Genomic DNA, 26,560 nt, shown 5'->3' with positions numbered 1-26,560 from the left:
GAAGCGGAGAATTTCTCCGCTTTTTCTGTTTGAGGGAGGACTTTATATGAAAATTTTATTTATCGGTGATGTGGTCGGGAAACCAGGTCGTGATATATTGACGAAACAAATCGGACGCTTGAAAGACAAATACAACCCGACGTTCATGCTCGTCAACGGTGAGAATGCAGCAAATGGACGTGGTCTTACGAAAAAGATTTACCAACAGTTTTTGGAGCTCGGCTTTCATGGGGTAACGATGGGAAACCACACGTGGGACAACCGTGACATCTTTGATTGGATCGACGACGCCGACCGGATCGTCCGTCCGGCCAACTATCCGGACGGGACACCTGGGGTTGGCATGATGAAGTTGAAACAAAATGGGAAGAAATTGGCCGTGATCAATGTCATGGGAAATGTCTTCTTGCCGTCGCTTGACTGTCCGTTCCGTACCGTCGACCGTCTCGTCGAAGAAGTGCGCGATGAGGTCGATGCGATTTTTGTGGATGTCCATGCTGAGGCGACAAGCGAGAAAATCGCTATGGGCTATCATCTCGACGGTCGCGCTCAAGCCGTTGTCGGGACACATACACACGTGCAGACAGCGGACGAGCGTGTCCTATCGAACGGCACGGCCTACATTACCGACGTCGGCATGACCGGTCCACTAGACGGGGTACTCGGAATGGATGCGTCGACTGTTTTAAAAAAATTTATGACACAACTCCCAGTTCGGTTTGAAGTTGCCGAGGGACGGGAACAACTTAATGGAGTTTTCATTACAATCGATGATCAGACGAAACGAGCGACAAAAATCGAACGAATACACCTAGATGATCAGACCGTCTGGTTTGATTGAACAACCTACCCGAGGGGGAAACAAGAATGGACGTACTCAAAGTTTCGGCAAAATCGAACCCTAACTCCGTTGCGGGTGCTTTAGCGGGTGTGCTACGTGAAAAAGGAACGTGTGAGATACAGGCGATCGGGGCAGGGGCACTGAATCAGTCCATCAAAGCCGTCGCGATTGCCCGAGGCTTCGTCGCGCCAAGCGGTCTCGATTTGATTTGCATTCCGGCCTTTACTGATATTATGATTGACGGAGAGGAACGTACTGCCATCAAGCTCATCATTGAGCCGCGATGAGCGGTCGGGACATAGGTCCTATTCTTGTGAAGAGGAGCCATCGGCGCGGATGGCTCCTCTTTTTTTGTGTAAATCGGACGTTCTATCTTCTCAGTTTCGTCATTTTATGACAAGATGATAAAGAACGTATCGTTCGATCATTAGAGACAAGAGGGGGACGTTTTCAATGGAACAACTTGTGTCAACTAAAGAGACGGAATCAACGACACCAGTAATGAAAGCGATTCAAAAACACACGGCCGGGTTTGGGGCAAAACTGGTCGACGTACCAGTTCCGACACCAGGACCTGGAGAAGTACTCATTCAAGTCAAAGCGACATCGATTTGCGGGACCGATGTCCACATCTATGAGTGGGATGAATGGTCACAGAGCCGCGTCAAACCACCATACGTATTCGGTCATGAATTTTCGGGGGAAGTCGTGGCGCTCGGAGAAGGGACGAAGCGGATCAAAGTCGGACAGACGGTGTCTGCTGAAACGCATATCGTCTGTCATCAGTGTAAACAATGTTTGCGCGGGCAGTACCACATCTGTAAGAACACAAAAATCATCGGGGTGGACACGCAAGGCTGCTTCGCAGAATACGTCGTCATGCCCGAAGAGAACTTATGGGTGAACCCGGAGTCGATGCCAGCGAAACTGGCATCGATTCAAGAACCGCTCGGGAATGCGGTGCACACGGTGTTGGCGAGTGATGTGTCAGCTAAATCGGTCGCCATCGTCGGTTGTGGCCCAATCGGACTCATGGCGGTCGGTGTCGCCAAAGCAGCAGGGGCGAGTCGTGTCTATGCGATTGACGTCAATCCATATCGCTTACAACTTGCCGAAAAGATGGGGGCCGATGTCGTCATCAACAGTTTAGAGGAGAATCCGCTCGAATTGATTGAACGTGAGACCGACGGGGACGGAATCGATGTCGTCTGCGAGATGAGCGGTCATCCGATTGCCATCGATCAAGCGTTTAAGATGATCACGGCAGGCGGGGACGTCAACGTCTTGTCACTCCCGGCCCGTCCGGTCGCCATCGATCTCACACGGGACGTCGTCTTTAAAGGGGTCCGCGTCCAAGGGATCACAGGACGTAAGATGTATGAGACGTGGGGCCAGGTCTCGACGATGCTCGCGACGGGTCAGCTGAACGTCGAACCGATCATCACACACGTCTTCAAGCTCGAGGAGTTCGAAAAAGGATTCGAACTCATGCGGGCAGGGAAATGTGGGAAGGTCGTCTTAATACCATAAAGGGGGAAACAACATGGCATTTGAACATATTACAGAAGCAATCAACGAGATGAAAGAACAAGGGACGTTCCGTAAGCTCGTCCCACTCGAATCAGCACAAGGGAATGAAGTGACAATCGATGGAAAGTCACTCGTCCAACTGTCGTCAAATAACTATCTCGGACTTGCGAACCACCCGCGCTTGAAACAGGCAGCCATTGAAGCGGTCGAGCAATACGGCGCAGGAACGGGATCAGTCCGTACGATTGCCGGAACGTTCGAGATGCATGAAGCATTTGAGCGCGAACTCGCGGAGTTCAAACATACGGAGGCCTCACTCGTCTTCCAATCAGGATTCGCGACGAACCTCGGGGTATTGTCTGCACTGCTTGGACCGGAGGATGTCGTCATCAGTGACGCCCTCAACCATGCGTCAATCATCGATGGGATTCGCCTCACGAAAGCGGCTCGACGTATCTATAAACACGTCGACCTCGAAGACTTGGAGAAGGCGTTGAAAGAGACACAAGATTATCGCACACGTCTTGTCGTGACGGACGGTGTGTTCTCGATGGACGGGAACATCGCACCGCTTCCGGCCATCGTCGAACTCGCCGAGAAGTATGACGCTGCGGTCATGGTCGATGATGCTCACGCATCTGGCGTTCTCGGGAAGAACGGTCGCGGAACGGTCAACCACTTCGGTTTGGACGGTCGTGTCGCGCTTCAGGTCGGGACGCTCTCAAAAGCGATCGGTGTCCTCGGTGGCTATGTCGCCTGTTCACAAGATATTCGGGATTACTTGATCCACAAAGGTCGCCCGTTCCTCTTCTCGACATCACATCCACCGGCAGTCGTGGCGGCGAACCGTGAAGCGATCCGTGTGATGAAAGAGGAAGAAGAACTGTTCGACAAGCTATGGGCGAACACCGAGTTCTTCAAAAACGGTTTACGTGACCTTGGTTTCGATATCGGACATGCGACGACACCGATCACACCGGTCATGCTCGGCGAAGAGACGCTTGCGCATACATTCTCTGACAAGTTGAAAGAGCATGGTGTATTCGCACAGAGTATCGCTTTCCCGACGGTCGAACGCGGGAAAGCCCGTATCCGGACCATCGTCACAGCGGAACATACACGAGATGACCTCGAACGGGCACTCGAAGCGTTTAAAACGGTCGCGGAAGAGTTGAATGTGACACTACAAGCATAAATGAGAACTGCAGACGATCTGTCTGCAGTTTTTTGGTGGATTTGTATATGAAATCGAGTATATTCAAATAGGGTATGGATGAAGTAAATCGAAATATAGCGTAATTCTTAATATTTCAATTACCGTATTTGATTGAATTAGTACATCTCAGAAATGAGGAAAGGCTATGTTTCTGCAAGGGATCTTTCAAGTGGGGATGGTGTTAGATCGAGAGACGTTTTCGATCCTGACGATTTCACCACCATTCATAATAAATGTGATATTTAGTGTCCTGATTTTGATTGGCGTCTTGTACTTTCGGATTGAGAGTTGGAAAGGGAAATTGTGGAACGTTGTACTGATGTGTTACGCGCTCTTATTCATCTTTGTCTATATAGGAGCCTGGTTTGTGAGGCTGAAATACAACCTTACACCGAGTTTCAACGAGTCGTTCGCCCTCGAACCCTTTCCTGGATGGAAGATTTTTTTCAATGGATTGAGAACGGTATAGAAGAACCGAATTTGACAGCAAATGCGATTGCGTTTGGTGCGTTGCTGTTCTACTTCAGAAAGTTCAAGGGTAAATATACGTGGATATTAAGGCTTTTCGCAGTGATTCCTGTCAGCTTATTTTTCATCATATATATTCCGAAAGTCTTTAGTTGGTTATTGCAATAAAAAAGAAGCAAGGCGCAATGCCTTGCTTAAATCATGATTATTCCTCTAAATCCTCGAGCGGCATAATAAGAATCTGCACCATTGTGGTAGACGAAGATGTGATCATAGCGACGGTCGCAGAACAGGGCGCCACCTTTTTGACGAATGGTGTCCGGTGTCTGAATCCAACTTGACGTCTTCAAATCGAATGCACCGAGCGTTTGTAAGTGTCGGTATGTTTCTTCATCGAGAAGGGTTATGCCCATCTGTTCAGATAGGGCGACCGCGCTTCCGGCAGGCTTATTCTTTTTACGTGCCTCAAGAGCTGGTTCGTCATAACAGAGACTTCGTCGACCACTCGGACTCTCAACTGAACAGTCGCAAAAAGCGAGGTCTCCGTTAGGGAGACGAATCACGTCTGGTTCTCCGCCGGTCTCTTCCATCAATGCGAGGGTGGTCAACTTATCCTGATCAATTTGAATTCGCTCCAATATGTCTGACCAGACGACGTCAGAATGAAGTTCAACGTTTTCAGTGAAACGAGACTCTAAGGTATTTAGTAACTCGATAGTTTCTTCCTGTGAAAGTTTCGACATGGAAATCACTCCGATCATTTGTTTCTTTTAGTATACGATATGAATCGCTACAGGTTGTCTTTTCAATTGTGAGAATGGAGAATCTACCAGTTAGAAAATCATTTAAATAAGGCGCCCTTTCTTAGAGAAGGCGCCTCTTGTTTATACAGATGATACGGTCAACATAGACTGTTCAGTCAATCGTCCGATCCAAATCAACGGAAGAGTCAAAAGTGCTCCGAGAAGGTAAACCGAATCAATTGGTAGTCCATCCGCAAGAAGACCGAACAGCAAACTCCCTACACTGAATGCGAGGGCGTATCCCGTTTGTTGCACACTATATACATAGGGAAGTCGCGCAGTCGGGATCTGTTCTTGAATGACGGTATTCGCCTGGATGATCCGCATTTGTGTGGCTGCCCCTTGAATCACTAACGCCAAAATCGCAAACGCGAGATGCTCGGTCACGCCGAACAACAGAGCGGCAACAATGGATAAGACGGCAGTCGACGGTAGCGAGGGTGCTCGACGAGACCGATGAAGATAAGCACTCGCCGCGATCATACTAATCAAAAATGATGCGTTAAGCGTTCCCCACCAGCCTGTATCGACTTGCAGATGTCGCTCGAGATAGACGAGAAGCAACGCTGAAATCCAAAGCGTGCTGACAAATGATTCATACGTCACAAACCAAGTCACACGACGAGCGAATGGTGACGTTCTTACATAAGTAAGACTATCGCGTAAGGTAATCGATTCCTCCGTTCCATCATCGACGATGTCTTCCGTAAGCGATTGATAGAAGTAAATCGTCACAACCGTTGAAAGGCTGAAGAGAACGAGTGAAACGATTAATGCAAAGGCGCTAGACGAGAGAGAGACGAGCATCGTCCCGAGCGGCCACATCGCGAGTTGGATGAACTGATTGGAACCTTGAACTAGGCTGTTCGCTTGTTGACGATTCGTCGCCAAACTTGGGATGAACGAGGCTTGAATCGGACGTGCGAATCCATCGAGAAATGCAATCCACATGACGAGGCCGAGAACAAGAATCGAATCCGTGAAGAGAACGAGAACAAGGGTGATCGTCTTCATCAGTTGTGACAGGACGAGCGTTTTCCCGAGCGAGTAGTGACTGAGGATGCGGGCGAAAAAGAGTCCGCTGAGCGTCATACCGGCAGTCACGGCAATCGGGAAACTGGCCGCCATGAGAGCGGACCCAGTTTGTTGATACAGCAAGGCAATGAGCGCGACGATGTATAGGACATCGCCAATGTTTGCGAGCCATTGGCTAACGAGCAGTGTGTAAAACGATTTCATCACAAATCTCCTCCGAATCTATTCAATTTGGTAGGTTGGACGAATCGTTTTTACACATTTTCACCTCTTCATAAAATGATATAAAAATAATTATACAAAATTTGATTAATTCTGTAAACTTCTCATATGGGTGAAATTGTCATAGTAAGAGGATGGAATGATTCAACAAGCTTTGATGGTAGTGGGTAAAAAGCAATTACGTGGTTTACTTTACGAAAGTGAATTGAAAAAATAATGAATGATAAGGATGGGACTATATGCTTGAATATAAACTAAATGACGATGTCACACTGAGAATGTTCAATACAGACGATGCGGACGAGTTATTTAAGCTGACGATTGCATCGAAGCCTTATTTGCGAGAGTGGCTTGGCTGGCTCGACTATATTGAGACGGTGGAAGACTCGAAGCAGAACATAGAGGGACGAATCAAAGGGTTGATTGAAACGGGCGGGCGCCCAAAATCGTTCGCTTTGATGTATAAAGGAGCACTGGCCGGAACAATTGGATTTAACGAAATCGATCGTGGTATTCAATGTGGCACAATCGGATACTGGCTCGGACAAGAGTTTCAAGGGAAAGGCATCATGAGTCAAGCGCTCGAGACCATCATCGAGTATGGGTTTCAAGATTTGAAACTACATAAAATTGAGATCCGAGTCGCGACAGAGAATGTGAAGAGTCGGGCACTTCCGGAACGATTCGGCTTTAAGGAAGAAGGGGTCATTCGAGATGCGGAGTGGCTGTATGACCGTTACGTCGATCATGTCGTCTACGGGTTGTTGAAACATGAATTTTTACAGCTAAACCATCATTCTAAAGCTTATGATGAGGCTGGACATCGTATGTAAACAACGACGAGACATTATAAAAGGGGACTACTGAATGACAACCATATATTTTGTCAGACATGCACATTCTACCTATACACCAGACGAATTCGCCAGACCGTTATCTGAGAAAGGAATGCATGATGTTGCTGAAATTACAAACCTTCTAATCGATGAGGGGATCGATATCGTGACTTCGAGTCCATACAAACGAGCCGTTCAAACCGTAAAAGGCATCGCGGATTATCTTGGACAGGACGTTGTAGTGTCGGATGATTTGAGAGAGCGAACCTTGACTTCAGAACCAGCTAAAGACTTTACAAGCGCGATGGAGACCGTTTGGAAAAATCCTGCGTTCGCATGGGAAGGGGGAGAGTCGAACGATCAGGCCCAATCTAGAGGGGTAGAGGCTCTCATATCACTGCTCCGTACATACGAAGGGAAAAAAGTGGTGCTCGGCACACATGGAAATATTATGGTTCTCATGTTGAATTATTTTGATGTGCGATATGGATATGAATTTTGGAAAGAACTCGACATGCCGGATATCTATAAGGCGACTTTTGAGAACAATACATTGATGAGTGTCGAGAAGTTATATAAACCTCAAGGTTAGAAATCGATTGACTATAGATGGTAAGGATCAAGTTGTCTTTGTACCATTAGATAACCTGAAATCGTACAGACCAAGACCCGCCCTTCACGAGAGGGCGGGTCTTTCGTCTGACTCAAATAATTCAGTTCCAAACTCTTCATACGCCTGTTCATACCGGCGGAGGGAAGATTCCTTATGCATACAGGTGATATTCATCCGCTCGGATGGTGTCATATCGCCAGCATATGTCTTCAACACATGGGCGTTTCGAAGCATCGATGGCGTGACGGAGCGCGCGAGGCCACTTCGTTCGTTCAACTGCCGCATCATTTTCGTAATCATGACGATCGTCAATTGCTTCGGTTGATTCTTCGCATACACCCAGCGGAACGTCATCCGGGCAAAATCGAATGAGACGAAGACCGGGTCTTCTGAATACCAACGTGGTCGTACCGGGGTCGGGATATCAGCTAGGTAATTCATGAGCAACGATTGATCTTCTTGTGACAGCTTCAACGTGAAACGGTTTCCGAGACGATCATACACGTCGAAGGTGTGATCGGCCAGATGCAAGTCGATCATTCGCAAACGGATGATGTGATGGACACGCAATCCATATTTATAGAAAAGCGTCACAATCAGTTCGTTCCGATTGACGAGATAAGGATGAGCTTGGAGCTGATTCTCACTCAGTCCTCTCGTCGAACGAATCGTTTGAACGAGTCGGTCGAATTCAGATTCGAGTGCGACTTGGTCGACTGTCAACGTATGTGCCGGTTGGGAATAGGCAAGCATCTTTTTACGAAGCGGATTTAAAAATTGGGTCAGGCTATTGATGACCGTGACGATTCTTGCGACGGTCGCCTGTTGATAGTGCTTCTCTTCGATTAAGAAGTCATTCACGAATGTCTTCCACGATTCGAGCGGAACGTCTAACCAGTCCGTCGGTTCGTTGAGTTCGACATTGTGGTCGTGAAAGTATTTATGCACGTCGATCAAGTCGTAGCGATATCGCTTAAGCGTCGAGGGTTGACGACCGCTGGCGCCGAGATGATAGAGGTACGTTTCAATAAATTCCGGGAGCGGGTAGTCTTTTCTTCGTTTCGTCATGGTCGAGCCTCCTTCTTCCTTTATCCTACCACAAACGGACGTTCTCTATACGCTGATTCGTGGTAAGATGAAAGGTGAGACTTTATGGAATGAGGGATTACATGATTGAACGTGAAAAAGTTGTCATCGTCGGTTGTCAGTTGCCTGACACCGATGATTGGACATATGAACAGTCGATGGGCGAGCTCGTTGAACTCGTGGACACAGCGCAAGGCGAAGTCGTTGCCAGACTCGACCAAAAGCGTCAACAAATCGACCGTCGTACCTTTATCGGGAAAGGGAAAATCGAGGAACTCGCGATGCTCGTCGAACAGTTCGAGCCGGACTTATTGATTTTCAACGCCGAATTGACACCGGCACAGTCGAAAAACATTCGCATCGCCTTGAACGATCCAGATGAGATGAAGTTGATTGACCGCACACAGCTCATCTTGGACATCTTTGCGAGCCGTGCGCAATCGCGCGAAGGGAAATTGCAGGTCGAACTCGCGCAGATGAACTATTTGCTGCCGCGTCTCATCGGTCAAGGCACACAGCTTTCGCGACTCGGTGGTGGAATCGGGACGCGTGGTCCTGGTGAGACGAAACTTGAATCGGATCGTCGTCACATCAAGCGCCGCATCGATGAAATCACGAAACAGCTCGAGGGGACAGTCGCACACCGTGGACGTTACCGAGAACGCCGAAAAGAAAACAGGGTATTCCAAGTCGCGCTCGTCGGGTATACGAATGCTGGGAAGTCGACAATCTTTAACCGATTGACCGATGCCGACACGTACGAGCAGGATGAATTGTTTGCGACGCTCGACCCGTTGACGCGCGAGCTCGAACTTCCGCGAGGTGGGAAAGTACTGATCACAGATACGGTCGGATTCATCCGTGACTTGCCGACGAAACTCGTTGCCGCGTTTCGTTCGACATTAGAAGAAGTTGTCGGTGCCGACTTGATCCTTCATGTCATCGATGCATCGAACCCACATTATCTGAATCAAATCGATACGACGAATGCGGTATTAGAGGAACTCGGTGCGAGTGAGGTGCCTCAGCTCGAGGTATATAATAAGAAAGACCGTCTGACGGAAGACTTCGTCGGCGGACCGTTATTGATCTCGGCAATCGCCTCGGAAGATATCGTGACGTTGACAGGTGCTCTCGAGGATAAGATTGCGGACATTTTGACAAAAGTCCATGTCATTCTCCCGGTGACGGCGTTTGAACACTACCACCCGGCCAAAGAGGCGATGTATCGTCTTGAAGAGAGCTTTTTAGATGACGGTTCTGTCGAATTAGTAGGTTATATGAGAGAAGACACGCGTCTATATGCGACGCTAAAACAATTTGAGGTGTAAGTATGTGGCAAGAAAAGATTGAACATTATGATGCGCTCGCGCCGTTCGTAAAAAAAGCGGAGGCACGGGTCAAACCGTTTTTCGAAAGGATTGACGAGACGGCCGAATTCAACCAGTATCGCGTCCTAGAATCGTTTAAAAAGCATAAAGTGTCGGATTTTCATTTTAATCCGACGACGGGATATGGATATGACGATATCGGTCGAGACACCCTCGAGTCGATTTATGCGGATGTGTTTGGAGCCGAGCTCGCGCTATGTCGACCACAAATCATCTCCGGTACCCATGCAATCGGGATTGCCTTGTTTGGTGTCCTTCTACCAGGTGATGAGCTTCTCTATATCACAGGGAAGCCGTATGACACGCTTGAGGAGATTGTCGGCATTCGTGGCGATGGTCGCGGTTCGTTAAAAGAACTCGGTGTCCATTACGATACTGTCGAATTAAAAGAGGAATGTGAAATCGACATCGACCGCGTCCTCGAACGGATTCGTCCTGAGACGAAACTCGTTGGGATTCAGCGATCGAAAGGGTATGCGAATCGTCGCAGTATTCCAGTCGATGAAATCAAAGTGGCCATCGAACGGATTAAAGCGGAACATCCGCATGTGTATGTGTTCGTGGACAATTGTTACGGTGAGTTTGTCGAGACGATCGAACCGACGCACGTCGGGGCTGACTTGATGGCTGGTTCTCTCATCAAAAACCCAGGCGGTGGATTGGCGAAGACGGGCGGTTATATCGCTGGTACGAAAGAGTTAATTGAACGGTGTTCGTTCCGTATGACGACCCCAGGTATCGGAAGTGAAGCCGGACCATCACTCTACTCGCTTCAAGAGATGTATCAAGGCTTCTATATGGCACCTCATACAGTCGCACAGGCATTAAAAGGGGCCCATTTGACGGCAAGTCTATTGTCTTTGATCGGATTCGAGACAGATCCTCACTATACGACTCTACGAACGGACTTGATTCAGTCGGTGACGTTCCGTGACCGCGACAAGATGATTGCGTTTTGTCAGAGCATCCAAATGGCATCGCCGGTCAATGCCCATGCGTTACCGGTGCCGGCCTATATGCCGGGTTATGAAGATGACGTCATCATGGCAGCTGGGACGTTCATTCAGGGTTCTTCCATCGAGCTGTCTGCCGATGGTCCGCTTCGGGCACCGTACACGGCGTACGTTCAAGGTGGTCTGACGTATGCTCACGTAAAAGTCGCGCTCATGTTGGCGTTGAGCCAATTACACGGTAAAGGATTGGTCGAATTCAATGACCAAAATCGGCCGACACATTTGTAACTAATCTGTCATGTTAACTTTCTTAACATCTATTGACAGGATTGTTGTCATATATTATTCTCACATTGTGAGACAGAAAAGGAGGGGTAAGGATGGCCGATCAATTTCGTCGCTCCAACCCGTTGTTTCCGATTGGAATCGTCCAAGATTTGACGCAACTGACAGGTAGACAGATTCGGTATTACGAAGAACAGGGTCTGATTTCGCCTAGTCGGACGGAATCGAAACGACGACTTTATTCCTTTAATGATGTCGAACGTCTACTCGCAATCAAGGATTACATTGATCAAGGCTTTAACTTGGCGGCGATTCGCCACATGTTAGAGCAAGAAGGTGAAAAAGAAGCGGAAGCATCTGCTCCGGCCGCACCGGTCAGTGAAGCACCGAAGGTTTCGGAAAAAGAGTTACATCATTTGTTGAAAACACAGCTTCAAGAAGCCGGTCGTTTCAATAAAACGTCGCTCATTCAAGGTGAGCTTTCACGTTTCTATCGATAACGCCGCACACATCAACCATTACGCAATGTGAGAGGGGACATTTTACCATGGCCAGAAAAACGTTCACAAAAGAAGACATTAAACGCATCGCACAAGAGGAAGACGTACGCTTTATTCGTCTTCAATTCACGGACATCCTCGGAACAATCAAAAACGTCGAGGTGCCGATCAGCCAATTGGACAAAGCACTTGATAACAAGATGATGTTTGACGGATCGTCAATCGAAGGATTCGTCCGCATCGAGGAATCAGACATGTACTTGTATCCAGACCTCAACACGTGGGTTGTCTTCCCGTGGACAGATGGCAGCGGAAAAGTTGCTCGCTTAATTTGCGATATTTATAACCCAGACGGTACACCATTCAGCGGTGACCCGCGCGGTACACTCAAGCGTAACCTTGAGAAGATGCAAAAACTTGGTTTCACAGCGTTCAACGTTGGACCAGAGCCAGAGTTCTTCTTGTTCAAAAAAGACGCATCAGGCCGTCCGACTCTTGAACTCAACGACCAAGGTGGATACTTCGACTTGGCACCAGTTGACCTCGGTGAGAACTGCCGTAAAGAGATCGTCATCGAACTTGAAAACATGGGCTTTGAAATCGAAGCATCACACCACGAAGTAGCACCAGGACAACACGAAATCGATTTCAAATACGCAGATGCTGTCACGACGGCAGATAACATCCAAACGTTCAAACTCGTCGTCAAGACGATCGCAGCGAAGTATGGTCTTCACGCGACGTTCATGCCGAAGCCGCTCTTCGGTGTAAACGGTTCAGGGATGCATGCGAACATGTCACTCTTCAAAGGCGACACAAACGTCTTCTACGATCCAAACGGCGACATGGAACTTTCAGATACAGCTCGCGCGTTCACAGCCGGTATCTTGGAGCACGCTCGTGCCTTCACGGCAGTATGTAACCCGACTGTCAACTCATACAAGCGTCTCGTACCAGGCTACGAAGCACCTTGCTATGTTGCATGGAGCGCACGTAACCGTTCGCCACTCGTACGTGTACCAGCGGCACGTGGTCTCTCGACTCGTATCGAAGTACGTTCGGTTGACCCAGCGGCGAACCCGTACCTTGCACTTGCTGCCCTCTTGGCTTCAGGTCTTGACGGAATTGAAAAAGATTTGAATGCACCTAAACCAATCGATAGCAACATCTACGTGATGGACAAGCCAGAGCGTGTAGCAAACGGAATCGACGATCTCCCGGCCACACTCTTCGATGCACTCGAAGTCCTTCGTGCGGACAAAGTCGTGATGGACTCACTTGGTGAGCATATCGGTGAACATTTCCTCGAGTTGAAAGAAATCGAGTGGGATATGTTCCGTATGCAAGTAACAGAGTGGGAACGCGATCAGTACATGACGCTCTACTAAATAGAAGAGATATATAAAAGAGTATGGAGCATCCCTCAATTTGGGATGCTCCATACTCTTTTTGATAAATCATAATAGCGGAGATATCTTTATGATTCCGGCTCTTCTCTAACCTTCACAGGGACCCAAACCTCGCTATATACGTTGTCATATCCTGTTTCTATTTTACTAAATGAAATGCTTGGCAAGTCTTGAAGTGCGTATCCCGAAGAAGGTAACCATTCTGCATAGGTTCTTGCCATCGTCTCTTGTAGAGTGTTTGGGAATGGTCCAGTGTTCGGGAAGATTGCCCATAAACTTTTTGGGATTGAGATCACTTCGAGATCGTCATACTTAATTTCTCTTGTCGTGGCGAAACCGATCATATGTGTCAAATAACCTTCTTCTTCTAAGTGACCGTCATCAAAATTGAACGATGCGTTCAAGGCACGATTCGGATATAAATTGCCCAATTCATGCATGTGAGCCCGTTGCTCTTCCGTAATCGACTTCGCTAGTTCCATGATTTCTTCGTTGACTCCCTCGAATTGAATAGGGACACGCTTTGAAACTCCAACGATTTGAAAAGCTTCTTTCTCTTCTAACTTGAACTCCATTGATGTTCCTCCTTTTATATCGATATAAAACGTGAAGCGAGGGAACGACTTTTGAATGTGATTCTTCATGACTTCAGAAGGCAAATGACCAGACCAATCTCGAAACGCTCTGGAAAACCCTTCGACCGATTGATATCCATAGAGATATGCGATTTCTGTTACGCTTGAACCATGAACCAATTTTTCATTTGCGATAGAAAACCGTCGATTTCGTATATAAGTGTGAAGTGTCATTCCTGACATATACGAAAACATTCTCTTAAAATGATGAGCAGATAGTCCGGTGATTTTTGTGATCTCTGAATCTAAGAGTTCTTCCGTTAAGTGCTGTTCGATAAAGTCCATCAGCTCATTTAATGCTTTTACCATCAAGTTCTCCTCCTTCATAGTTTGACAATATCGGATTTCTTCCAACTCATCTCGATAATTTGCGTGCAGGAAAGATCGGGTCGTATTAGTTTAAGCATTTCATTCATAAAATGGATACCCTATAACACGTTATCATTCCAATTAAAACAAAGGACCACCTTCTGTACTTCACGAAGGTGGTCCTTTGTTGGTTAAAACGCTTTTTTGAAAAACGTTGAAGTATAGTCGAGCGTCGTATGCAGTGTCGTCGCAAACACGAGCCCTAAAAAGAAGGACATGCCATGAATGTCCACCCATGAGCGTATTTCCTCTTCGTAAGCCGTGAAGGGCAGAAGCAGCACGAGTGGGAACCCGATATATGCAATCCGAATCACATCACTCAAAGCAGGTAGGTGCGAGAAGAGCGAACGGTGCGGCATGAGCTTTACGTAAGGGAGCCAAATCAGTTTGAGAGGTCCCCATCGATAATAGGCGTCTGATTTCAAATCGAGGTCCGGGGAGAGCCAGAGTGTACCGATGATGGCACCGATGATCAATGAGAACGGAACATCGATTTCAAGAAAAGGCGTGGCAACCGCGAGTGCTCCGGTTGCCACGAGATTCGTACGGGTATGGGTCTTGCCACTAGCCATTAATGAATCGTCCGGTATACACCGATAACCTTCCCTAAAATCGAGACGTTGTCAAAATACATCGCTTCTAACTCGTCGTTCTCCGGTTGAAGGCGGACCTTCGAAGCTTCTTTGTAAATTCGCTTCACGGTCGCTTCGCCTTCTTCCGTCATGGCGACGACAATCTCTCCATTGTCGGCCGTGCTCTGCTGGCGGACGAGCACCCGGTCTCCGTCTAAAATTCCTGCATTGATCATCGAATCCCCAGAGACAGACAACATATATACATTATCTGACCCGACGATATGTGCTGGAAGAGGGAAGTGCTCTTCCACGTTCTCGATGGCGGTGATCGGTGTCCCGGCAGTGACCTTCCCGATGACCGGTACGTACATGACGGACTCTTGCTCTTCCATTGTCGGCATATCTTCAGTCAAAATTTCAATCGCGCGAGGCTTCGTCTTATCTCGACGAATCAATCCACGCTTCTCTAAACGATCTAGATGACCGTGTACGGTCGAACTAGATGCAAGACCGACGGCTTCTCCAATTTCACGAACAGAAGGCGGATAACCTTTTGCTCGTACTTCGTCTTTGATGAAATCAAGAATCTGCTGTTGTCGCGCTGACATTTTTTTCATTATGTTCACCTCGATATAATCGAATAACCTGCAATCGCATCCTATTCTTTATGTGTCTAGTGTAACACAAGAACACATGAGCGTACAAACATTCGTTCGTTTTTTTGTGTTGACCGAACACGGGTTCTTGTTTTATGATGAGAACAGATAAACGAACAAACGTTCTAACGAACATATATTCTTATACAGGAGGCAATGTAATCATGAAAGATACACTCAACGGAATCATTTTAGTCGGGATGCTCTTAGTCGGGATGTTCGCTTTTTATTTGGCTGGTGAAATGCGAGGGGAACCAAAAGTTGTCGATCCGGTCGTCACGTCAGAGCGGACAATCGAAGAAGAGGTTGCGTACGTCGAAGCAGAATCACTCGAAGCACAGATCATGGCAGAGCGTGAAGAGCATAACGAACGAAAAATGAAATGGTATGCCGCTGAGTGATCTTTCTTCATTGCGAATCAATCTTAAACTGTGTATCGTAACAAATGAATGCAATGAAAGGGAGTGGTGCGATGCGGGTCGTCATCTATTGCCGGGTATCGACGAACAAGTCTACCCAAGAGACATCACTCAGTCGGCAAGTCGAAGAATTACAGCAGCTGGCTTCGGGATTAGGGGCCGACGTCATAGATGTCATCACAGAGCAAGAGAGCGGTTATGAAGTCAATCGACAAGGGCTACTTGATTTACTGGACCATGTATCCACTTCTCAGCTCGATGCCGTGCTCGTCACGGACGACAGTCGCTTAGGACGAGGGAATGCTAAGATTGCGATCTTGCATACTTTAATGAAGCATGACGTGCGATTGCTGACGATGCAGTCTACGTCGGACTATGTCGTTTCCGATGCAGAGAAGATGGTATTGGAGATTGTCAGTGTTGTCGAAGAATATCAACGAAAAATTCACAATGCGAAAATCTCGCGTGGGATGCGTCGTGCGGTCGCTAACGGATTTAACCCACAGCGCAACATTCAAAATCATGATCAAGGTGGGCGACATCGAATTGAAGTGCCAATCGAAGAGATTATCCAATTGCGTGAACGTGGCTTGACGTTCGCTGAGATTGCGGCGACGCTACGTGGATTTGGCTATGAAGTCTCGAAGGCAACGGTCAATCGACGATATCTTGAGCACCAGTCGGTTGCTGAAACTTGATTCTTCCTCTCTGATTTTGTAAAGTATAAGAACAAATTCACTAGAGAGGGGGCGAGTCATATGTTAGCACCAGGACAATTGGAGCGAATCAATTTCCTCGCCAACAAAGCGAAGACAGAAGGACTGTCTGAAGAAGAAATGAACGAGCAACAAGACTTGCGTCAAGAATATTTGAAGGCGTTTCGTCAATCGTTCAAATCACAAATGATGGGTATGAAAGTCGTCGATCCAGATGGAAATGACGTTACACCAGAGAAGTTGAAAGAAGATCAAAAGCGCTATCGCGGTGAGTGATACCGAATGCACATCCTATTTCGCATAGGATGTGCATTTTTGTTATACACGAACACGCATCAGACGAACGGATTACATGCTGTTTCATGCAATAGAAGGAAACGATTTCATCAAATGTGTTATACTAATTAATTAGTTGTGACACACGATTGAGTATGATAAAATATGACGGGTAGAAAACCTTCTTAACACAGAGAGGATGAAATTAGTGGAAACAACTACTAAAGAATTATTAGCGATTAACTCGATTCGGACGCTCTCAATTGATGCAGTCCAAAAAGCGAACTCTGGTCACCCAGGGATGCCAATGGGCGCTGCCCCGATGGCGTTTACACTTTGGACAGATAAAATGCGTCACAACCCGAAAAACCCGAACTGGTTCAACCGTGACCGTTTCGTGCTCTCAGCGGGTCATGGATCGATGCTCTTGTATTCGCTCCTTCACTTGTCTGGCTATGATTTGTCGATGGACGATTTGAAATCATTCCGTCAAATGGACTCGAAGACACCTGGTCACCCTGAGTACCGCCACACGGCTGGGGTAGATGCGACAACGGGCCCACTTGGACAAGGGATTGCGATGGCTGTCGGGATGGCCATGGCAGAGAAACACTTAGAAGCGACTTACAACCGCGACGAGTTCAACGTCGTTGACCACTACACGTTCGGCATTTGCGGTGACGGAGACTTGATGGAAGGTGTATCTGCGGAGGCGGCTTCCCTCGCAGGTCACTTGAAGCTCGGTAAACTCGTCGTTCTTTACGATTCAAACGATATCTCTCTCGATGGCGACCTTCATAAGTCGTTCTCTGAAAGCGTAGAAGACCGTTTCAACGCTTACGGATGGCAAGTCATTCGTGTCGAAGACGGAACGGACATCGATTCAATCGCAAAAGCGATCGATGCTGCGAAAGCAGAGACGTCGAAGCCGACATTGATCGAAGTCAAGACGGTCATCGGATTCGGTTCACCGAACAAGTCGGGTAAATCGGCATCACACGGTGCGCCACTTGGAGACGCTGAAATCGAATTGACGAAACAGTTCTACAAATGGGAAGGCGAGTCATTCTACGTTCCAAACGAAGTATATGACTTATTCAACGAGAAAGTTGTCGAGCCTGGCGCGAAATATGAGTCAGACTGGAACGAACTCGTTGAAGCGTATAAAGCGGCACACCCTGAGCTCGGAGCACAGTTCGAGCGCGCAATGAACAATGACCTTCCTGAAGGTTGGGATAGCGAGTTGCCGACTTTCGAAATCGGTTCGAAAAAAGCAACACGTCAAACGAGCGGTGAAGTGTTGAACGCAATCGCAAAAGCAGTACCGACACTCTTTGGTGGTTCGGCTGACCTTGCTGGATCGAACAACTCGATGATCAAAGGTGCGGTAGACTTCGATGAAGACCCAGCTGGTCGTAACATCTGGTTCGGTGTTCGTGAGTTCGCGATGGCGGCAGCTGTGAACGGTATGGCCCTTCACGGTGGTGTTCTTCCTTACGGTGCGACGTTCTTCGTCTTCTCGGATTACCTCCGTCCTGCAGTCCGTCTCGCAGCACTTATGGGACTTCCATCGACGTTCATCTTGACGCACGACTCAATCGCAGTCGGTGAAGATGGTCCAACGCACGAGCCGGTCGAACATTTGATGAGCTTCCGCGCGATGCCGAACCTCTCTGTTCTTCGTCCTGCTGACGGCAAAGAAACGATTGCAGCTTGGAAACAAGCGGTGACATCGAAAACGACTCCTTCACTTCTCGTCTTGACTCGTCAAGCGTTACCAGAACTCGAAGGTACATCTATTGAAACGGCAGCAAAAGGAGCTTACGTCGTTGCAGGTGAATCGAAAGATGCAGACGTTCTCTTGCTCGGTACAGGTTCTGAAGTACACGTTCTCGTTGAAGCGCGTGAACAGCTCGCGTCAGAAGGCGTGAAAGCGACAGTCGTCTCGATGCCATCATGGGAACTCTTCGAAGCGCAATCTGCAGAGTACAAAGAATCTGTCCTTCCATCTTCAGTCACGAAACGTGTATCACTTGAAGCGGGTGCGACACTTGGATGGTACAAATATGTAGGATTCGGTGGTAAGGTACTCGGAATCGACAAGTTCGGAGCATCTGCACCTGGTGACCTCCTCATGAAAGAATACGGCATGTCAGTCGACAACGTCGTCAATGCAGTAAAATCACTTTAATCTCTAGTTAGATTGTTGTGACGGCCAATCGTTTGGCCGTCACTTTTTTTCTGGACGACTAGCGAAGTTGTTCAATTTAGTGTATAGTAAAAAACGATGTTTCATATGGTAGAGGAGGTAAAGCCTTGAGTACATTATTCTGGATTCTTCTTGTCGTGGCAGCACTCATCGGGGGTATCGCGATTGGATTCTTTATCGCGCGTAAATACATGATGAACTACCTTGAACAGAACCCGCCAATCAATGAAGATATGATTCGTACGTTGATGATGCAGATGGGTCAAAAGCCATCACAGAAGAAAGTCAACCAAGTGATGCGCGCCATGAACGTGCAGATGAAAAACGAAAAGAAATCATAATCAATCACGAAAGCACTTCGGTTCCCGAAGTGCTTTTTTGTTTCCTCTTTTTGTTAGACAATCGAACAAACTTTCGCTACGATTAATGAATAATCTTCATCTAAAGACAAAGGGGGGCGTTTCACATTCGTGTATTCAAACAATTATCTTGGTTTTTGCGTCTTGAGTGGAAGACGTACGCGCTCGGCATCGTCTTACTGATCTTCGTGGCTGGTCTAGAACTGATTCCACCACGCATCATCGGACGGATTGTCGATGAGATTAACCGTGGTTCGCTTTCGTCCGACACACTCTGGCTGTTATTAGGGGGACTTGCTGCTGTTGGGATTGGAAATTATGTCGCCCGCTTCTTTTGGCGCTATTTTATCTTCGGCGCATCGATTCGTCTAGGAAGAATGCTTCGTAGCCAACTATATCGGCATTTCACAGATCTTGATCAGCGATTTTATAAAAAGTCACGGGTCGGTGATTTGATGGCCCATGCGACAAATGATGTACAAGCCGTATCGATGACGGCCGGTGCGGGAATTTTAACACTCGTCGATAGCGTGACACTTGGGACGTTCGTCATCATCACGATGATTACAACAATCAGCTGGAAATTGACGCTCGTTGCCTTACTACCGTTACCAATCATGGTCGCTTTGACAACGCGATATGGAAAGATGTTACATAGCCGATTCGGGGTCGCCCAAGCGGCATTTTCAGAATTGAATGACAAAGTGCAGGAAAGCGTCAGTGGCGTCCGTGTCTTAAAGTCGACGGGGGAAGTCGATCGGGATGTGGAATCGTTTGAGAACTTATCGAGTGAAGTCATGGCGAAAAACGTACGAGTCGCGAAGATTGATGCCTTATACGACCCGACCATCTTCGGAATTGTCGGATTGTCTTATATCCTTTCGGTCGGGTATGGAGCCGTCTTGATTGAACAAGGCGAATTGACGATTGGACAGATTGTCAGCTTCACAGCTTATTTGGCACTGTTGACATGGCCGATGTTAGCCTTTGGATGGTTGTTCAATATCGTGGAGCGTGGACGCGCGTCTTACGACCGAATTGAGCGAATGCTCGCCGTCAAACCTGAGATTCAAGACGACCGCATGGCTGCGACGACCCTTTCTCATTCAGAGGTGGAGGTCGATATTCGAAATTTCGCCTATGATGAGACCGTTGTGCTCCACAATGTCCATTTTCGGATTGAACGTGGAAAAACAATCGGGATTGTCGGCAGAACAGGTGCAGGGAAGACGACGATTGTCCGTCTATTGACGCGTGAGTATGATGTGAAAGATGGAAAGATTAAAATCGGTGGGATCAACATCCGCCAAGTGAAAAAATCACTTCTGATGGATAAAATTGCGGTCGTTCCACAAGATCATTTCTTGTTCTCGGATTCGATTGCGAACAATATCGCGTTCGGAAGGCCTGAAGCGAGCATGGAAGAAATCATCGAAGCAGCTAAGGTTGCTGAGGTGCATGAAGATATTGTCCGTCTTCCGGAAGGATATGCGACACTCGTCGGTGAACGTGGAGTCACATTATCAGGAGGACAAAAACAACGGATTTCCATCGCGCGGGCGCTCATGACAGCGGCGGATGTATTGATATTAGATGATGCCCTATCTGCGGTCGATGCGAAAACGGAAGAGTCGATTATCGAGCATTTTCGAGTCGGTAATCCAGATCAGGCGCGCGTCATTGTCGCACATCGTCTTTCGGCTGTAGAACACGCTGACGAGATTCTCGTGATTGAGGACGGAAACATCATTCAACGAGGTCGCCATGAGGCATTGCTTCAAGAGACGGGCTGGTATCGTGAGACATATGATCGTCAGCAACTTGAAGCGATTGTAGAAGGGGGGGGACACGATGAAACATGATGTCCAAGAATGGCAAGTCATCAAGCGCCTGCTCAGTTACGCGAAACGGTACGGAAAACCGCTAAGTGTTGCCTTCGTATTTCTCTTGATTGCGACAGGTGCAAAGTTGGCAGGGCCGTTTCTAATCAAAGTGTTTATCGATGAATTCGTCACACCAGGTGTCTACCCGACGAACTGGGTCATCGCTCTTTTTGCTGTCTATATGGTGCTTCATTTGTCGGCGATTGTATTTGACTATCTGCAATCCATATCTTTTCAAAAAGTCGCCTTAAAAATTGTGCAAAACATTCGGATGGACATCTTCCGTCACGTTATGGGGATGCGACTTGCCTACTTTGACCGCACACCAGCGGGAGTCCTTGTATCGCGTATCACGAATGATACGGAGGCCGTAAAAGAGCTCTATGTCGGGGTGATGAGTACGTTCGTTCAGTCTGCCGTTCAGTTGATTGGGACGTATATCTTCCTCTACATCTTGGAGCCCCCGCTCGCAACGATGGGACTCATCTTGTTGCCTCTCTTCTGGCTTATCATTTGGGCGTATCGTCGTTTCTCGACGAAATATTTCGCGCAAGTGCGGGATTTGTTGTCACAACTCAACGCCCAGTTGAACGAATCCATCAATGGGATGGGCATCATTCAACAATTTCGTCAAGAAGAGCGTCTCATTCGTCAGTTCGAAGAGACGAACGAAGCGCATCAGGAGGCACGATATCGGAACTTAAAACTCGATAGCATGTTACTCCGCCCGATTATCGAATTGCTTCTCGCCTTCTCCATCATCGGTCTGCTCGGTTATTACGGGGTACTCTCGATGAGTGAACAAGTTCAAGTAGGGGTCGTGTATGCTTTCATCAGCTATATTGAACGTATTTTCCGTCCCGTGCTTGATATCATGCAACGATTAAGCGAATTTCAACAAGCCGTCGTATCGGCCGACCGTGTCTTCAAAATTTTAGATACGGATGAACCGGCTCCAGGTAAACAGATGCCTGGTGAAGCACGAATCACTGATGGGGAAGTTCGGTTCGAAAATGTGACATTCAGTTACGACGGAGAAGTTGACGTGTTGAAACAGATTTCTTTCGTTGCTAAACCAGGTGAGACGGTTGCGCTCGTTGGTCATACTGGGAGCGGTAAGAGTTCAATCATCAATTTGTTGACACGTTTTTATCCATATGAATCTGGTCGCATCACGATTGATGGGCAACCGCTCGAACAGTTCGAGGAGCAAGAGCTTCGTCAACAAGTCGGGCTTGTCCTACAAGACCCATTCTTATTTACGGGAACAATCGAAGAGAATTTGAAGCTGTTCAATCCAGTCATCGATTCTGAGCGCGCGCGTGAAGCTGCTGAATTCGTCCAAGCGCATACATTCATTGAAAAGTTGGACGCTGGCTATGGCCATGTCGTCGGAGAGCGTGGAGCGACGTTCTCAAGCGGGGAGCGTCAATTGCTCGCATTTGCCCGTACGGTCGCACGTAATCCAAAAGTGCTTATTCTCGATGAAGCGACGAGCTCGATCGATACCGAAACAGAGGAGCGTGTACAAACCGCGCTCGATCGGATGCGTCGTGGTCGGACGACAATCGCAATCGCCCACCGCCTGTCGACGATTCAAGATGCAGATTTAATTTTGGTCTTGCATCGTGGTGAAATCGTGGAACGCGGCAATCATCAACAGTTATTGAAACAAGACGGACTGTACAAAAAGATGTATGAACTGCAATCCGGACAACGTCTGATGTCTTGATTTGGAAAGGATACCTATTCAGGTGTCCTTTTTTCCATGGAAAAAGCTCGCCACACAAGGTGACGAGCTGTCAAGTTTCAAGAATGAAGTTTCTCTTTATTATGCTTTGATAGGACATGACGAGTGATTAAAGAGTCAAGTTCTTGGCTTACTGAAATGACTTCGGGTGAGTTCCAAGAATGCTTTGACGCGATTTTATACAGTTCATCACGTTTTTGTTCAATGGCCTGGTGTAGTGTATCTGCTGCGGTGACTGCCACGTTCGTTCCCCCATCATGTAAATTAGAATTTTGTGAACTGGAATATCCAAATCTTAGCACCTCCGTTTACAGATGACAAGTTTCATTTCCATTTCAAAAATTACAAAATGATGTTGCGGTTTGAAAGAAAAGATTCGAGCAATTTAAATAGGTTTTCGCTATAATGGTCGTGAAAGGTGGAAATCGTCATGGAAGTCACATTATGGCTCGCATTTGGGGCGGGCGTCTTATCGTTCTTGTCACCATGTACGCTCCCGTTGTATCCGGTCTTTCTCTCGTATATTACTGGGGTTTCCGTATCTGAGTTAAAAAATGAAGGATTAAAACAGCGTACAGCTTGGTTCCACACATTTTCGTTCTTATTCGGTTTTTCGATTGTCTTTCTCGTACTAGGATTGTCGACTTCATTGATTGCAGACGTCTTCATCCAATATAAGGACAGTCTACGCATGTTCGGCGCCATTTTGATTTTCGTGTTCGGCGTCTTTTTGGCGGGCTTATGGCAACCGCAATTTATGATGCGTGAAAAGAAAATGGATATCGGCGAACGAAAGAGCGGTTATTTTGGAACCGTTTTAATTGGTATTGGATTTGCGGCAGGCTGGACACCGTGCACAGGTCCAATTTTAGCTGGTGTGATCGCACTAGCCGCCACGAACCCGAGTCAAGGACTCGGCTATATGTTGGCGTATGTCATCGGATTTGCAATTCCATTTTTGGTAATGGTCGCATTCGTTGGCAAGATCAAGTACTTAGCACGCAACAGTGCAAAAGTAGCAAAAGTCGGAGGCTATTTGATGATGGCGTTCGGCGTACTATTATATTTTGACGGAATGAATCGGTTCGCTGCATGGATGAGCGAGCTTGTCGGATTCACCGGATTTTAAGGGGTTGACCGAGATGTCAATGTTATGGGGGTCGACTCTCGTCGCGTTGTTAATGGGTATCGTAGCGAGCTTTGTTCGTGTAAAAGCATCGGCAAAGCCGACGAATGCGAAGAAAATTTTAATTCCACCACTTGCGATGACGACCGGGATGATTCAGTTTTTGATTCCCGCGTTTCGCTTATCATGGGTCGAAGTGGCTGAGGCCCTTGCGGTCGGACTCATCTTCAGTCTGTTTTTGATTAAGACATCCAATTTTGAAAAACGGGACGGCGAAGTGTATCTCTCACGATCGAAAGCATTTTTTGTGGTCGTGTTCGCACTCCTTGCCATCCGTACAGCAATGAAGGTTTGGGTCGGTCATGAGGTCGATCTATTCTCTACAGGCGGATTGTTCTATTTGATTGCTTGGGGGATGATTGTCCCGTGGCGAATCGCCATGTATCAAAAATATAAACGAATCGCAATCACGTAAAAATGGAGTGGCGTTGAGCCACTCCATTTTTATTTAATCTGCTTTCGTAGCGGCGACTTCTGTCTCCGCGTCGATTCCGGTGTTCGCCTTGACGAGTACGCGTTCATAGTTGCCAGCAACTTCATCTGATTTCGTGACCAGTGTACCAATCACGGCAGCGATGAAACCAAGGGGGATTGATACAATCCCGGGATTGGATAGCGGGAAAAGGGCTTCACCGAGAAAGATGGCCGAACCGTCCGGAGCCCACAGGTTCGGACTGAGTGCGACTAGAATCAGTGAGGAGAACAAGCCGACGACCATTCCCCAAATGGCGCCACCTGTATTGAAGCGTCTCCAGAAAATCGTAAAGAGGATGACAGGTAAGTTCGCACTCGCCGCAACGGCGAAAGCGAGCGAGACAAGAAATGCAACGTTCATCGACTGGGCGAAAAAGGCTAGTCCCATTGAGACGAGTGCGACCGCAACTGAAGCGATTCGCGCGGCTTTCACTTGTTCAGTTTCTGTCGCTTCCCCTTTACGAATGATATGTCCGTAGAAGTCATGGGCGAAGGCGGAAGCAGCTGACAGTACGAGTCCAGCGACAACGGCAAGAATTGTCGCGAACGCGATTGCGGCAACGAAAGCGAACAAGAGGTCACCACCGAGCACTTGCGCGAGAAGAGGGGCCGCCATGTTGCCGGCAGGGTTTGCGGCGAGAATGGCATCACGTCCGACGAATGCTGCGGCACCGAAACCTAGGAAAATGGTCAAGATATAAAATGCACCGATGATCCATGTCGCATAGACGACGGATTGCCGAGCAGTCGGTGCATCTTTGACGGTGAAGAAGCGAATCAGAATATGAGGGAGCCCTGCCGTACCGAGCACGAGCGCCATGTTTAATGAAATGGTATCGAGCGGTAGCTTGAACTTGTTCCCAGGGTTCAAGAAGTCACTTCCGAGTGGGGTCGCTTTACTGACTTCATTAAACATCGTCGTGACGGAGAAATCAAAACGAGCGAACACGAGAAATGAAATGATTGCCGTCCCAATCATCAGAAGTACGGCTTTTGTGATTTGTACCCAAGAAGTGGCCGTCATGCCACCGAAAACGACGTAGACTGTCATTAAGATTCCGACGACGACGACACTTGTCGTATAAGGGATTCCGAGTAACAGTTCAATCAAAGCACCCGCTCCGACGAGTTGCGCAATCATGTAAAAAATGGAGATAACAATCGCATTCATCGCTGCGACACCACGTACGCGAGGCTTGTTAAAACGTGCCGCAATCATGTCTGCCATCGTATATTTCCCAAGATTTCGCAATGGTTCGGCGACGAGATAGAGGACAACGAGATAGGCAACGAGGAAACCGATTGAATAGAAAAACCCATCGAATCCCGCAAGCGCAATCATACCTGCAATTCCGAGAAACGATGCGGCAGACATATAGTCGCCTGCAATGGCAAGACCGTTTTGAAATCCGGTCAATCCACCATCTGCCGTATAAAAATCGCTGGCAGTTTTTGTTTTTCTTGCTGCAAAGTATGTAATCACTAGCGTGAGTCCGACAATGGCGATAAAGAGGGCGATAGCGGTCCAATTCATGATCTCACCTCGTCTTTCAATCGTTCGACGAGTGCGTCAAAGCGACGGGCACGTCGACTATAAAGTACACAAAGTGTCCAAGTCATAATGAACTGGGAAAAGGCGAACGCCCAAGCCCAAGTGATGTCCCTGATGAGTGGTGTATTCAAGATCGTCGTATAGCTCGTCAGAATCGGGAGTGTGAAATAAAAGATGAGTGAGGAGATGATAGCTGGAACGATGAAGCGATTTTTTTCCCGCATTAACCGATGAAATGTCTCATGTTCGGTAATCATGTGGGCAGATTGATGGCTTGTCGTTTGTGAAACTTGTGTCACATCATGCATAATAG

28 protein-coding genes are annotated in these 26,560 nt (G+C 47.7%); 19 read left to right on the top strand and 9 right to left on the bottom strand.

Annotated elements, in window-relative coordinates; genetic code table 11:
* Positions 1-46 precede the first annotated feature (46 nt).
* From OKS35_RS04820 to OKS35_RS04805, 4 genes are all read left to right on the top strand, one after another.
* Positions 47-841: a TIGR00282 family metallophosphoesterase gene (locus OKS35_RS04820; protein WP_074036837.1), complete on the top strand. Its 795-nt coding sequence runs from the start codon at positions 47-49 to the stop codon at positions 839-841.
* A gap of 26 nt (positions 842-867) precedes the next feature.
* Positions 868-1,128, top strand: a complete 261-nt coding sequence (locus tag OKS35_RS04815; RefSeq protein ID WP_012726477.1) for a stage V sporulation protein S — start codon at positions 868-870, stop codon at positions 1,126-1,128.
* A gap of 166 nt (positions 1,129-1,294) precedes the next feature.
* Positions 1,295-2,371: an L-threonine 3-dehydrogenase gene (tdh, locus tag OKS35_RS04810; RefSeq protein WP_264092599.1), complete on the top strand. Its 1,077-nt coding sequence runs from the start codon at positions 1,295-1,297 to the stop codon at positions 2,369-2,371.
* A gap of 13 nt (positions 2,372-2,384) precedes the next feature.
* Positions 2,385-3,566: a glycine C-acetyltransferase gene (locus OKS35_RS04805; protein ID WP_214781363.1), complete on the top strand. Its 1,182-nt coding sequence runs from the start codon at positions 2,385-2,387 to the stop codon at positions 3,564-3,566.
* A gap of 683 nt (positions 3,567-4,249) precedes the next feature.
* On the opposite strand, the gene OKS35_RS04800 is transcribed toward OKS35_RS04805, so the two are convergent.
* Both OKS35_RS04800 and OKS35_RS04795 read right to left on the bottom strand, forming a co-directional pair.
* A complete protein-coding gene (locus tag OKS35_RS04800) occupies positions 4,250-4,798 on the bottom strand; it encodes a DUF4256 domain-containing protein (protein ID WP_214781361.1) in 549 nt (182 codons plus the stop codon).
* Positions 4,799-4,939: 141 nt separating this feature from the next.
* Positions 4,940-6,097: a hypothetical protein gene (locus OKS35_RS04795; RefSeq protein ID WP_264092598.1), complete on the bottom strand. Its 1,158-nt coding sequence runs from the start codon at positions 6,095-6,097 to the stop codon at positions 4,940-4,942.
* 257 nt (positions 6,098-6,354) lie between these two features.
* Here OKS35_RS04795 and OKS35_RS04790 point away from each other — a divergent pair, with 257 nt between their 5' ends.
* The gene (locus tag OKS35_RS04790) at positions 6,355-6,948 is read left to right on the top strand and encodes a GNAT family N-acetyltransferase (protein WP_264092597.1); all 594 of its coding nucleotides are present in this window, start codon (positions 6,355-6,357) and stop codon (positions 6,946-6,948) included.
* A 34-nt stretch (positions 6,949-6,982) separates the two neighbouring features.
* On the top strand, positions 6,983-7,543 hold the full coding sequence (locus OKS35_RS04785; RefSeq protein WP_214781348.1) for a histidine phosphatase family protein: 561 nt from the start codon (positions 6,983-6,985) through the stop codon (positions 7,541-7,543).
* Positions 7,544-7,627: 84 nt separating this feature from the next.
* Here OKS35_RS04785 and OKS35_RS04780 read toward each other — a convergent pair whose 3' ends face one another.
* Positions 7,628-8,632, bottom strand: coding sequence for a site-specific recombinase (locus OKS35_RS04780; protein ID WP_264092596.1), 1,005 nt, complete (start codon positions 8,630-8,632; stop codon positions 7,628-7,630).
* A 101-nt stretch (positions 8,633-8,733) separates the two neighbouring features.
* Between OKS35_RS04780 and hflX the strand changes: the two genes are divergently transcribed.
* The 4 genes from hflX (at position 8,734) to glnA (ending at position 13,167) form a co-directional block, all read left to right on the top strand.
* Positions 8,734-9,981 carry a GTPase HflX gene (gene hflX, locus OKS35_RS04775; RefSeq protein WP_031423477.1) on the top strand — a complete coding sequence of 416 codons (1,248 nt, stop codon included), beginning with the start codon at positions 8,734-8,736 and terminating at the stop codon, positions 9,979-9,981.
* A 2-nt stretch (positions 9,982-9,983) separates the two neighbouring features.
* The gene (locus tag OKS35_RS04770; RefSeq protein ID WP_264092595.1) at positions 9,984-11,282 is read left to right on the top strand and encodes an aminotransferase class I/II-fold pyridoxal phosphate-dependent enzyme; all 1,299 of its coding nucleotides are present in this window, start codon (positions 9,984-9,986) and stop codon (positions 11,280-11,282) included.
* Between the two features lie 92 nt (positions 11,283-11,374).
* Positions 11,375-11,779 (top strand): MerR family transcriptional regulator, encoded by a 405-nt coding sequence (locus tag OKS35_RS04765; protein WP_031423479.1) that lies wholly within the window; start codon positions 11,375-11,377, stop codon positions 11,777-11,779.
* A 47-nt stretch (positions 11,780-11,826) separates the two neighbouring features.
* Complete coding sequence (glnA, locus tag OKS35_RS04760) at positions 11,827-13,167, top strand: type I glutamate--ammonia ligase (protein ID WP_047795243.1); 1,341 nt, start codon at positions 11,827-11,829, stop codon at positions 13,165-13,167.
* An 89-nt stretch (positions 13,168-13,256) separates the two neighbouring features.
* On the opposite strand, the gene OKS35_RS04755 is transcribed toward glnA, so the two are convergent.
* From OKS35_RS04755 to lexA, 3 genes are all read right to left on the bottom strand, one after another.
* Complete coding sequence (locus OKS35_RS04755; RefSeq protein ID WP_264092594.1) at positions 13,257-14,132, bottom strand: AraC family transcriptional regulator; 876 nt, start codon at positions 14,130-14,132, stop codon at positions 13,257-13,259.
* Positions 14,133-14,323: 191 nt separating this feature from the next.
* Complete coding sequence (locus tag OKS35_RS04750; RefSeq protein ID WP_031423485.1) at positions 14,324-14,764, bottom strand: metal-binding protein; 441 nt, start codon at positions 14,762-14,764, stop codon at positions 14,324-14,326.
* Positions 14,764-15,384 (bottom strand): transcriptional repressor LexA, encoded by a 621-nt coding sequence (gene lexA, locus OKS35_RS04745; RefSeq protein WP_031423487.1) that lies wholly within the window; start codon positions 15,382-15,384, stop codon positions 14,764-14,766. The genes OKS35_RS04750 and lexA overlap by 1 nt, the downstream gene beginning before the upstream one ends.
* Positions 15,385-15,587: 203 nt before the next feature.
* Between lexA and OKS35_RS04740 the strand changes: the two genes are divergently transcribed.
* The 7 genes from OKS35_RS04740 to OKS35_RS04710 all read left to right on the top strand — a co-directional run bounded on the left by OKS35_RS04740 (position 15,588) and on the right by OKS35_RS04710 (position 23,017).
* Entirely contained in the window at positions 15,588-15,824 is a 237-nt protein-coding gene (locus tag OKS35_RS04740) for a hypothetical protein (RefSeq protein WP_074036863.1), read from the top strand.
* A 71-nt stretch (positions 15,825-15,895) separates the two neighbouring features.
* Positions 15,896-16,540, top strand: coding sequence for a recombinase family protein (locus tag OKS35_RS04735; protein WP_031423490.1), 645 nt, complete (start codon positions 15,896-15,898; stop codon positions 16,538-16,540).
* 60 nt (positions 16,541-16,600) lie between these two features.
* A complete protein-coding gene (locus OKS35_RS04730) occupies positions 16,601-16,834 on the top strand; it encodes a DUF896 domain-containing protein (RefSeq protein ID WP_196430815.1) in 234 nt (77 codons plus the stop codon).
* Positions 16,835-17,033: 199 nt separating this feature from the next.
* Positions 17,034-19,025, top strand: a complete 1,992-nt coding sequence (gene tkt / locus OKS35_RS04725) for a transketolase (protein ID WP_413815713.1) — start codon at positions 17,034-17,036, stop codon at positions 19,023-19,025.
* A gap of 125 nt (positions 19,026-19,150) precedes the next feature.
* On the top strand, positions 19,151-19,384 hold the full coding sequence (locus OKS35_RS04720) for a YneF family protein (RefSeq protein WP_012726454.1): 234 nt from the start codon (positions 19,151-19,153) through the stop codon (positions 19,382-19,384).
* A gap of 125 nt (positions 19,385-19,509) precedes the next feature.
* Positions 19,510-21,264, top strand: a complete 1,755-nt coding sequence (locus OKS35_RS04715) for an ABC transporter transmembrane domain-containing protein (RefSeq protein WP_031423496.1) — start codon at positions 19,510-19,512, stop codon at positions 21,262-21,264.
* Positions 21,254-23,017: an ABC transporter ATP-binding protein gene (locus OKS35_RS04710; protein ID WP_264092592.1), complete on the top strand. Its 1,764-nt coding sequence runs from the start codon at positions 21,254-21,256 to the stop codon at positions 23,015-23,017. The genes OKS35_RS04715 and OKS35_RS04710 overlap by 11 nt, the downstream gene beginning before the upstream one ends.
* A gap of 77 nt (positions 23,018-23,094) precedes the next feature.
* On the opposite strand, the gene OKS35_RS04705 is transcribed toward OKS35_RS04710, so the two are convergent.
* Complete coding sequence (locus OKS35_RS04705; RefSeq protein ID WP_214781340.1) at positions 23,095-23,277, bottom strand: aspartyl-phosphate phosphatase Spo0E family protein; 183 nt, start codon at positions 23,275-23,277, stop codon at positions 23,095-23,097.
* A gap of 188 nt (positions 23,278-23,465) precedes the next feature.
* Between OKS35_RS04705 and OKS35_RS04700 the strand changes: the two genes are divergently transcribed.
* Together OKS35_RS04700 and OKS35_RS04695 are read left to right on the top strand one after the other, a co-directional pair.
* Positions 23,466-24,164, top strand: a complete 699-nt coding sequence (locus OKS35_RS04700) for a cytochrome c biogenesis CcdA family protein (RefSeq protein WP_012726450.1) — start codon at positions 23,466-23,468, stop codon at positions 24,162-24,164.
* 19 nt (positions 24,165-24,183) lie between these two features.
* Complete coding sequence (locus tag OKS35_RS04695) at positions 24,184-24,636, top strand: CcdC family protein (RefSeq protein ID WP_031423499.1); 453 nt, start codon at positions 24,184-24,186, stop codon at positions 24,634-24,636.
* A 33-nt stretch (positions 24,637-24,669) separates the two neighbouring features.
* Here the strand turns inward: OKS35_RS04695 and OKS35_RS04690 are convergent, their stop codons facing one another.
* Positions 24,670-26,229, bottom strand: a complete 1,560-nt coding sequence (locus OKS35_RS04690) for a cation acetate symporter (protein ID WP_031423500.1) — start codon at positions 26,227-26,229, stop codon at positions 24,670-24,672.
* Positions 26,226-26,555: a DUF485 domain-containing protein gene (locus tag OKS35_RS04685; protein WP_264092591.1), complete on the bottom strand. Its 330-nt coding sequence runs from the start codon at positions 26,553-26,555 to the stop codon at positions 26,226-26,228. Before OKS35_RS04685 ends, OKS35_RS04690 begins: the two co-directional genes overlap by 4 nt.
* Positions 26,556-26,560 lie beyond the last annotated feature (5 nt).

It is taken from the genome of Exiguobacterium sp. N5 (genome assembly GCF_025842465.1).
GTDB classification, from domain to species: domain Bacteria; phylum Bacillota; class Bacilli; order Exiguobacteriales; family Exiguobacteriaceae; genus Exiguobacterium; species Exiguobacterium profundum.
The sequence above is the reverse complement of the archived record's forward strand: the minus strand, read 5'-3'. Positions and strand labels throughout refer to the sequence as shown.

Bases quoted from the DNA above. Each gene is read 5' to 3' on its own strand.
- OKS35_RS04730 (WP_196430815.1), top strand. From the start codon at position 16,601: ATGTTAGCACCAGGACAATTGGAGCGAATCAATTTCCTCGCCAACAAA.
- OKS35_RS04770 (WP_264092595.1), top strand. From the start codon at position 9,984: ATGTGGCAAGAAAAGATTGAACATTATGATGCGCTCGCGCCGTTCGTA.
- OKS35_RS04685 (WP_264092591.1), bottom strand. From the start codon at position 26,555: ATGCATGATGTGACACAAGTTTCACAAACGACAAGCCATCAATCTGCC.
- OKS35_RS04700 (WP_012726450.1), top strand. From the start codon at position 23,466: ATGGAAGTCACATTATGGCTCGCATTTGGGGCGGGCGTCTTATCGTTC.
- hflX (WP_031423477.1), top strand. From the start codon at position 8,734: ATGATTGAACGTGAAAAAGTTGTCATCGTCGGTTGTCAGTTGCCTGAC.
- OKS35_RS04790 (WP_264092597.1), top strand. From the start codon at position 6,355: ATGCTTGAATATAAACTAAATGACGATGTCACACTGAGAATGTTCAAT.
- OKS35_RS04740 (WP_074036863.1), top strand. From the start codon at position 15,588: ATGAAAGATACACTCAACGGAATCATTTTAGTCGGGATGCTCTTAGTC.
- OKS35_RS04755 (WP_264092594.1), bottom strand. From the start codon at position 14,132: ATGGTAAAAGCATTAAATGAGCTGATGGACTTTATCGAACAGCACTTA.
- OKS35_RS04780 (WP_264092596.1), bottom strand. From the start codon at position 8,632: ATGACGAAACGAAGAAAAGACTACCCGCTCCCGGAATTTATTGAAACG.
- OKS35_RS04820 (WP_074036837.1), top strand. From the start codon at position 47: ATGAAAATTTTATTTATCGGTGATGTGGTCGGGAAACCAGGTCGTGAT.
- OKS35_RS04710 (WP_264092592.1), top strand. From the start codon at position 21,254: ATGAAACATGATGTCCAAGAATGGCAAGTCATCAAGCGCCTGCTCAGT.
- OKS35_RS04800 (WP_214781361.1), bottom strand. From the start codon at position 4,798: ATGTCGAAACTTTCACAGGAAGAAACTATCGAGTTACTAAATACCTTA.
- glnA (WP_047795243.1), top strand. From the start codon at position 11,827: ATGGCCAGAAAAACGTTCACAAAAGAAGACATTAAACGCATCGCACAA.
- OKS35_RS04785 (WP_214781348.1), top strand. From the start codon at position 6,983: ATGACAACCATATATTTTGTCAGACATGCACATTCTACCTATACACCA.
- OKS35_RS04690 (WP_031423500.1), bottom strand. From the start codon at position 26,229: ATGAATTGGACCGCTATCGCCCTCTTTATCGCCATTGTCGGACTCACG.
- tdh (WP_264092599.1), top strand. From the start codon at position 1,295: ATGGAACAACTTGTGTCAACTAAAGAGACGGAATCAACGACACCAGTA.
- OKS35_RS04765 (WP_031423479.1), top strand. From the start codon at position 11,375: ATGGCCGATCAATTTCGTCGCTCCAACCCGTTGTTTCCGATTGGAATC.
- OKS35_RS04815 (WP_012726477.1), top strand. From the start codon at position 868: ATGGACGTACTCAAAGTTTCGGCAAAATCGAACCCTAACTCCGTTGCG.
- OKS35_RS04805 (WP_214781363.1), top strand. From the start codon at position 2,385: ATGGCATTTGAACATATTACAGAAGCAATCAACGAGATGAAAGAACAA.
- OKS35_RS04695 (WP_031423499.1), top strand. From the start codon at position 24,184: ATGTTATGGGGGTCGACTCTCGTCGCGTTGTTAATGGGTATCGTAGCG.
- OKS35_RS04750 (WP_031423485.1), bottom strand. From the start codon at position 14,764: ATGGCTAGTGGCAAGACCCATACCCGTACGAATCTCGTGGCAACCGGA.
- lexA (WP_031423487.1), bottom strand. From the start codon at position 15,384: ATGAAAAAAATGTCAGCGCGACAACAGCAGATTCTTGATTTCATCAAA.
- tkt (WP_413815713.1), top strand. From the start codon at position 17,034: ATGAAATTAGTGGAAACAACTACTAAAGAATTATTAGCGATTAACTCG.
- OKS35_RS04735 (WP_031423490.1), top strand. From the start codon at position 15,896: ATGCGGGTCGTCATCTATTGCCGGGTATCGACGAACAAGTCTACCCAA.
- OKS35_RS04795 (WP_264092598.1), bottom strand. From the start codon at position 6,097: ATGAAATCGTTTTACACACTGCTCGTTAGCCAATGGCTCGCAAACATT.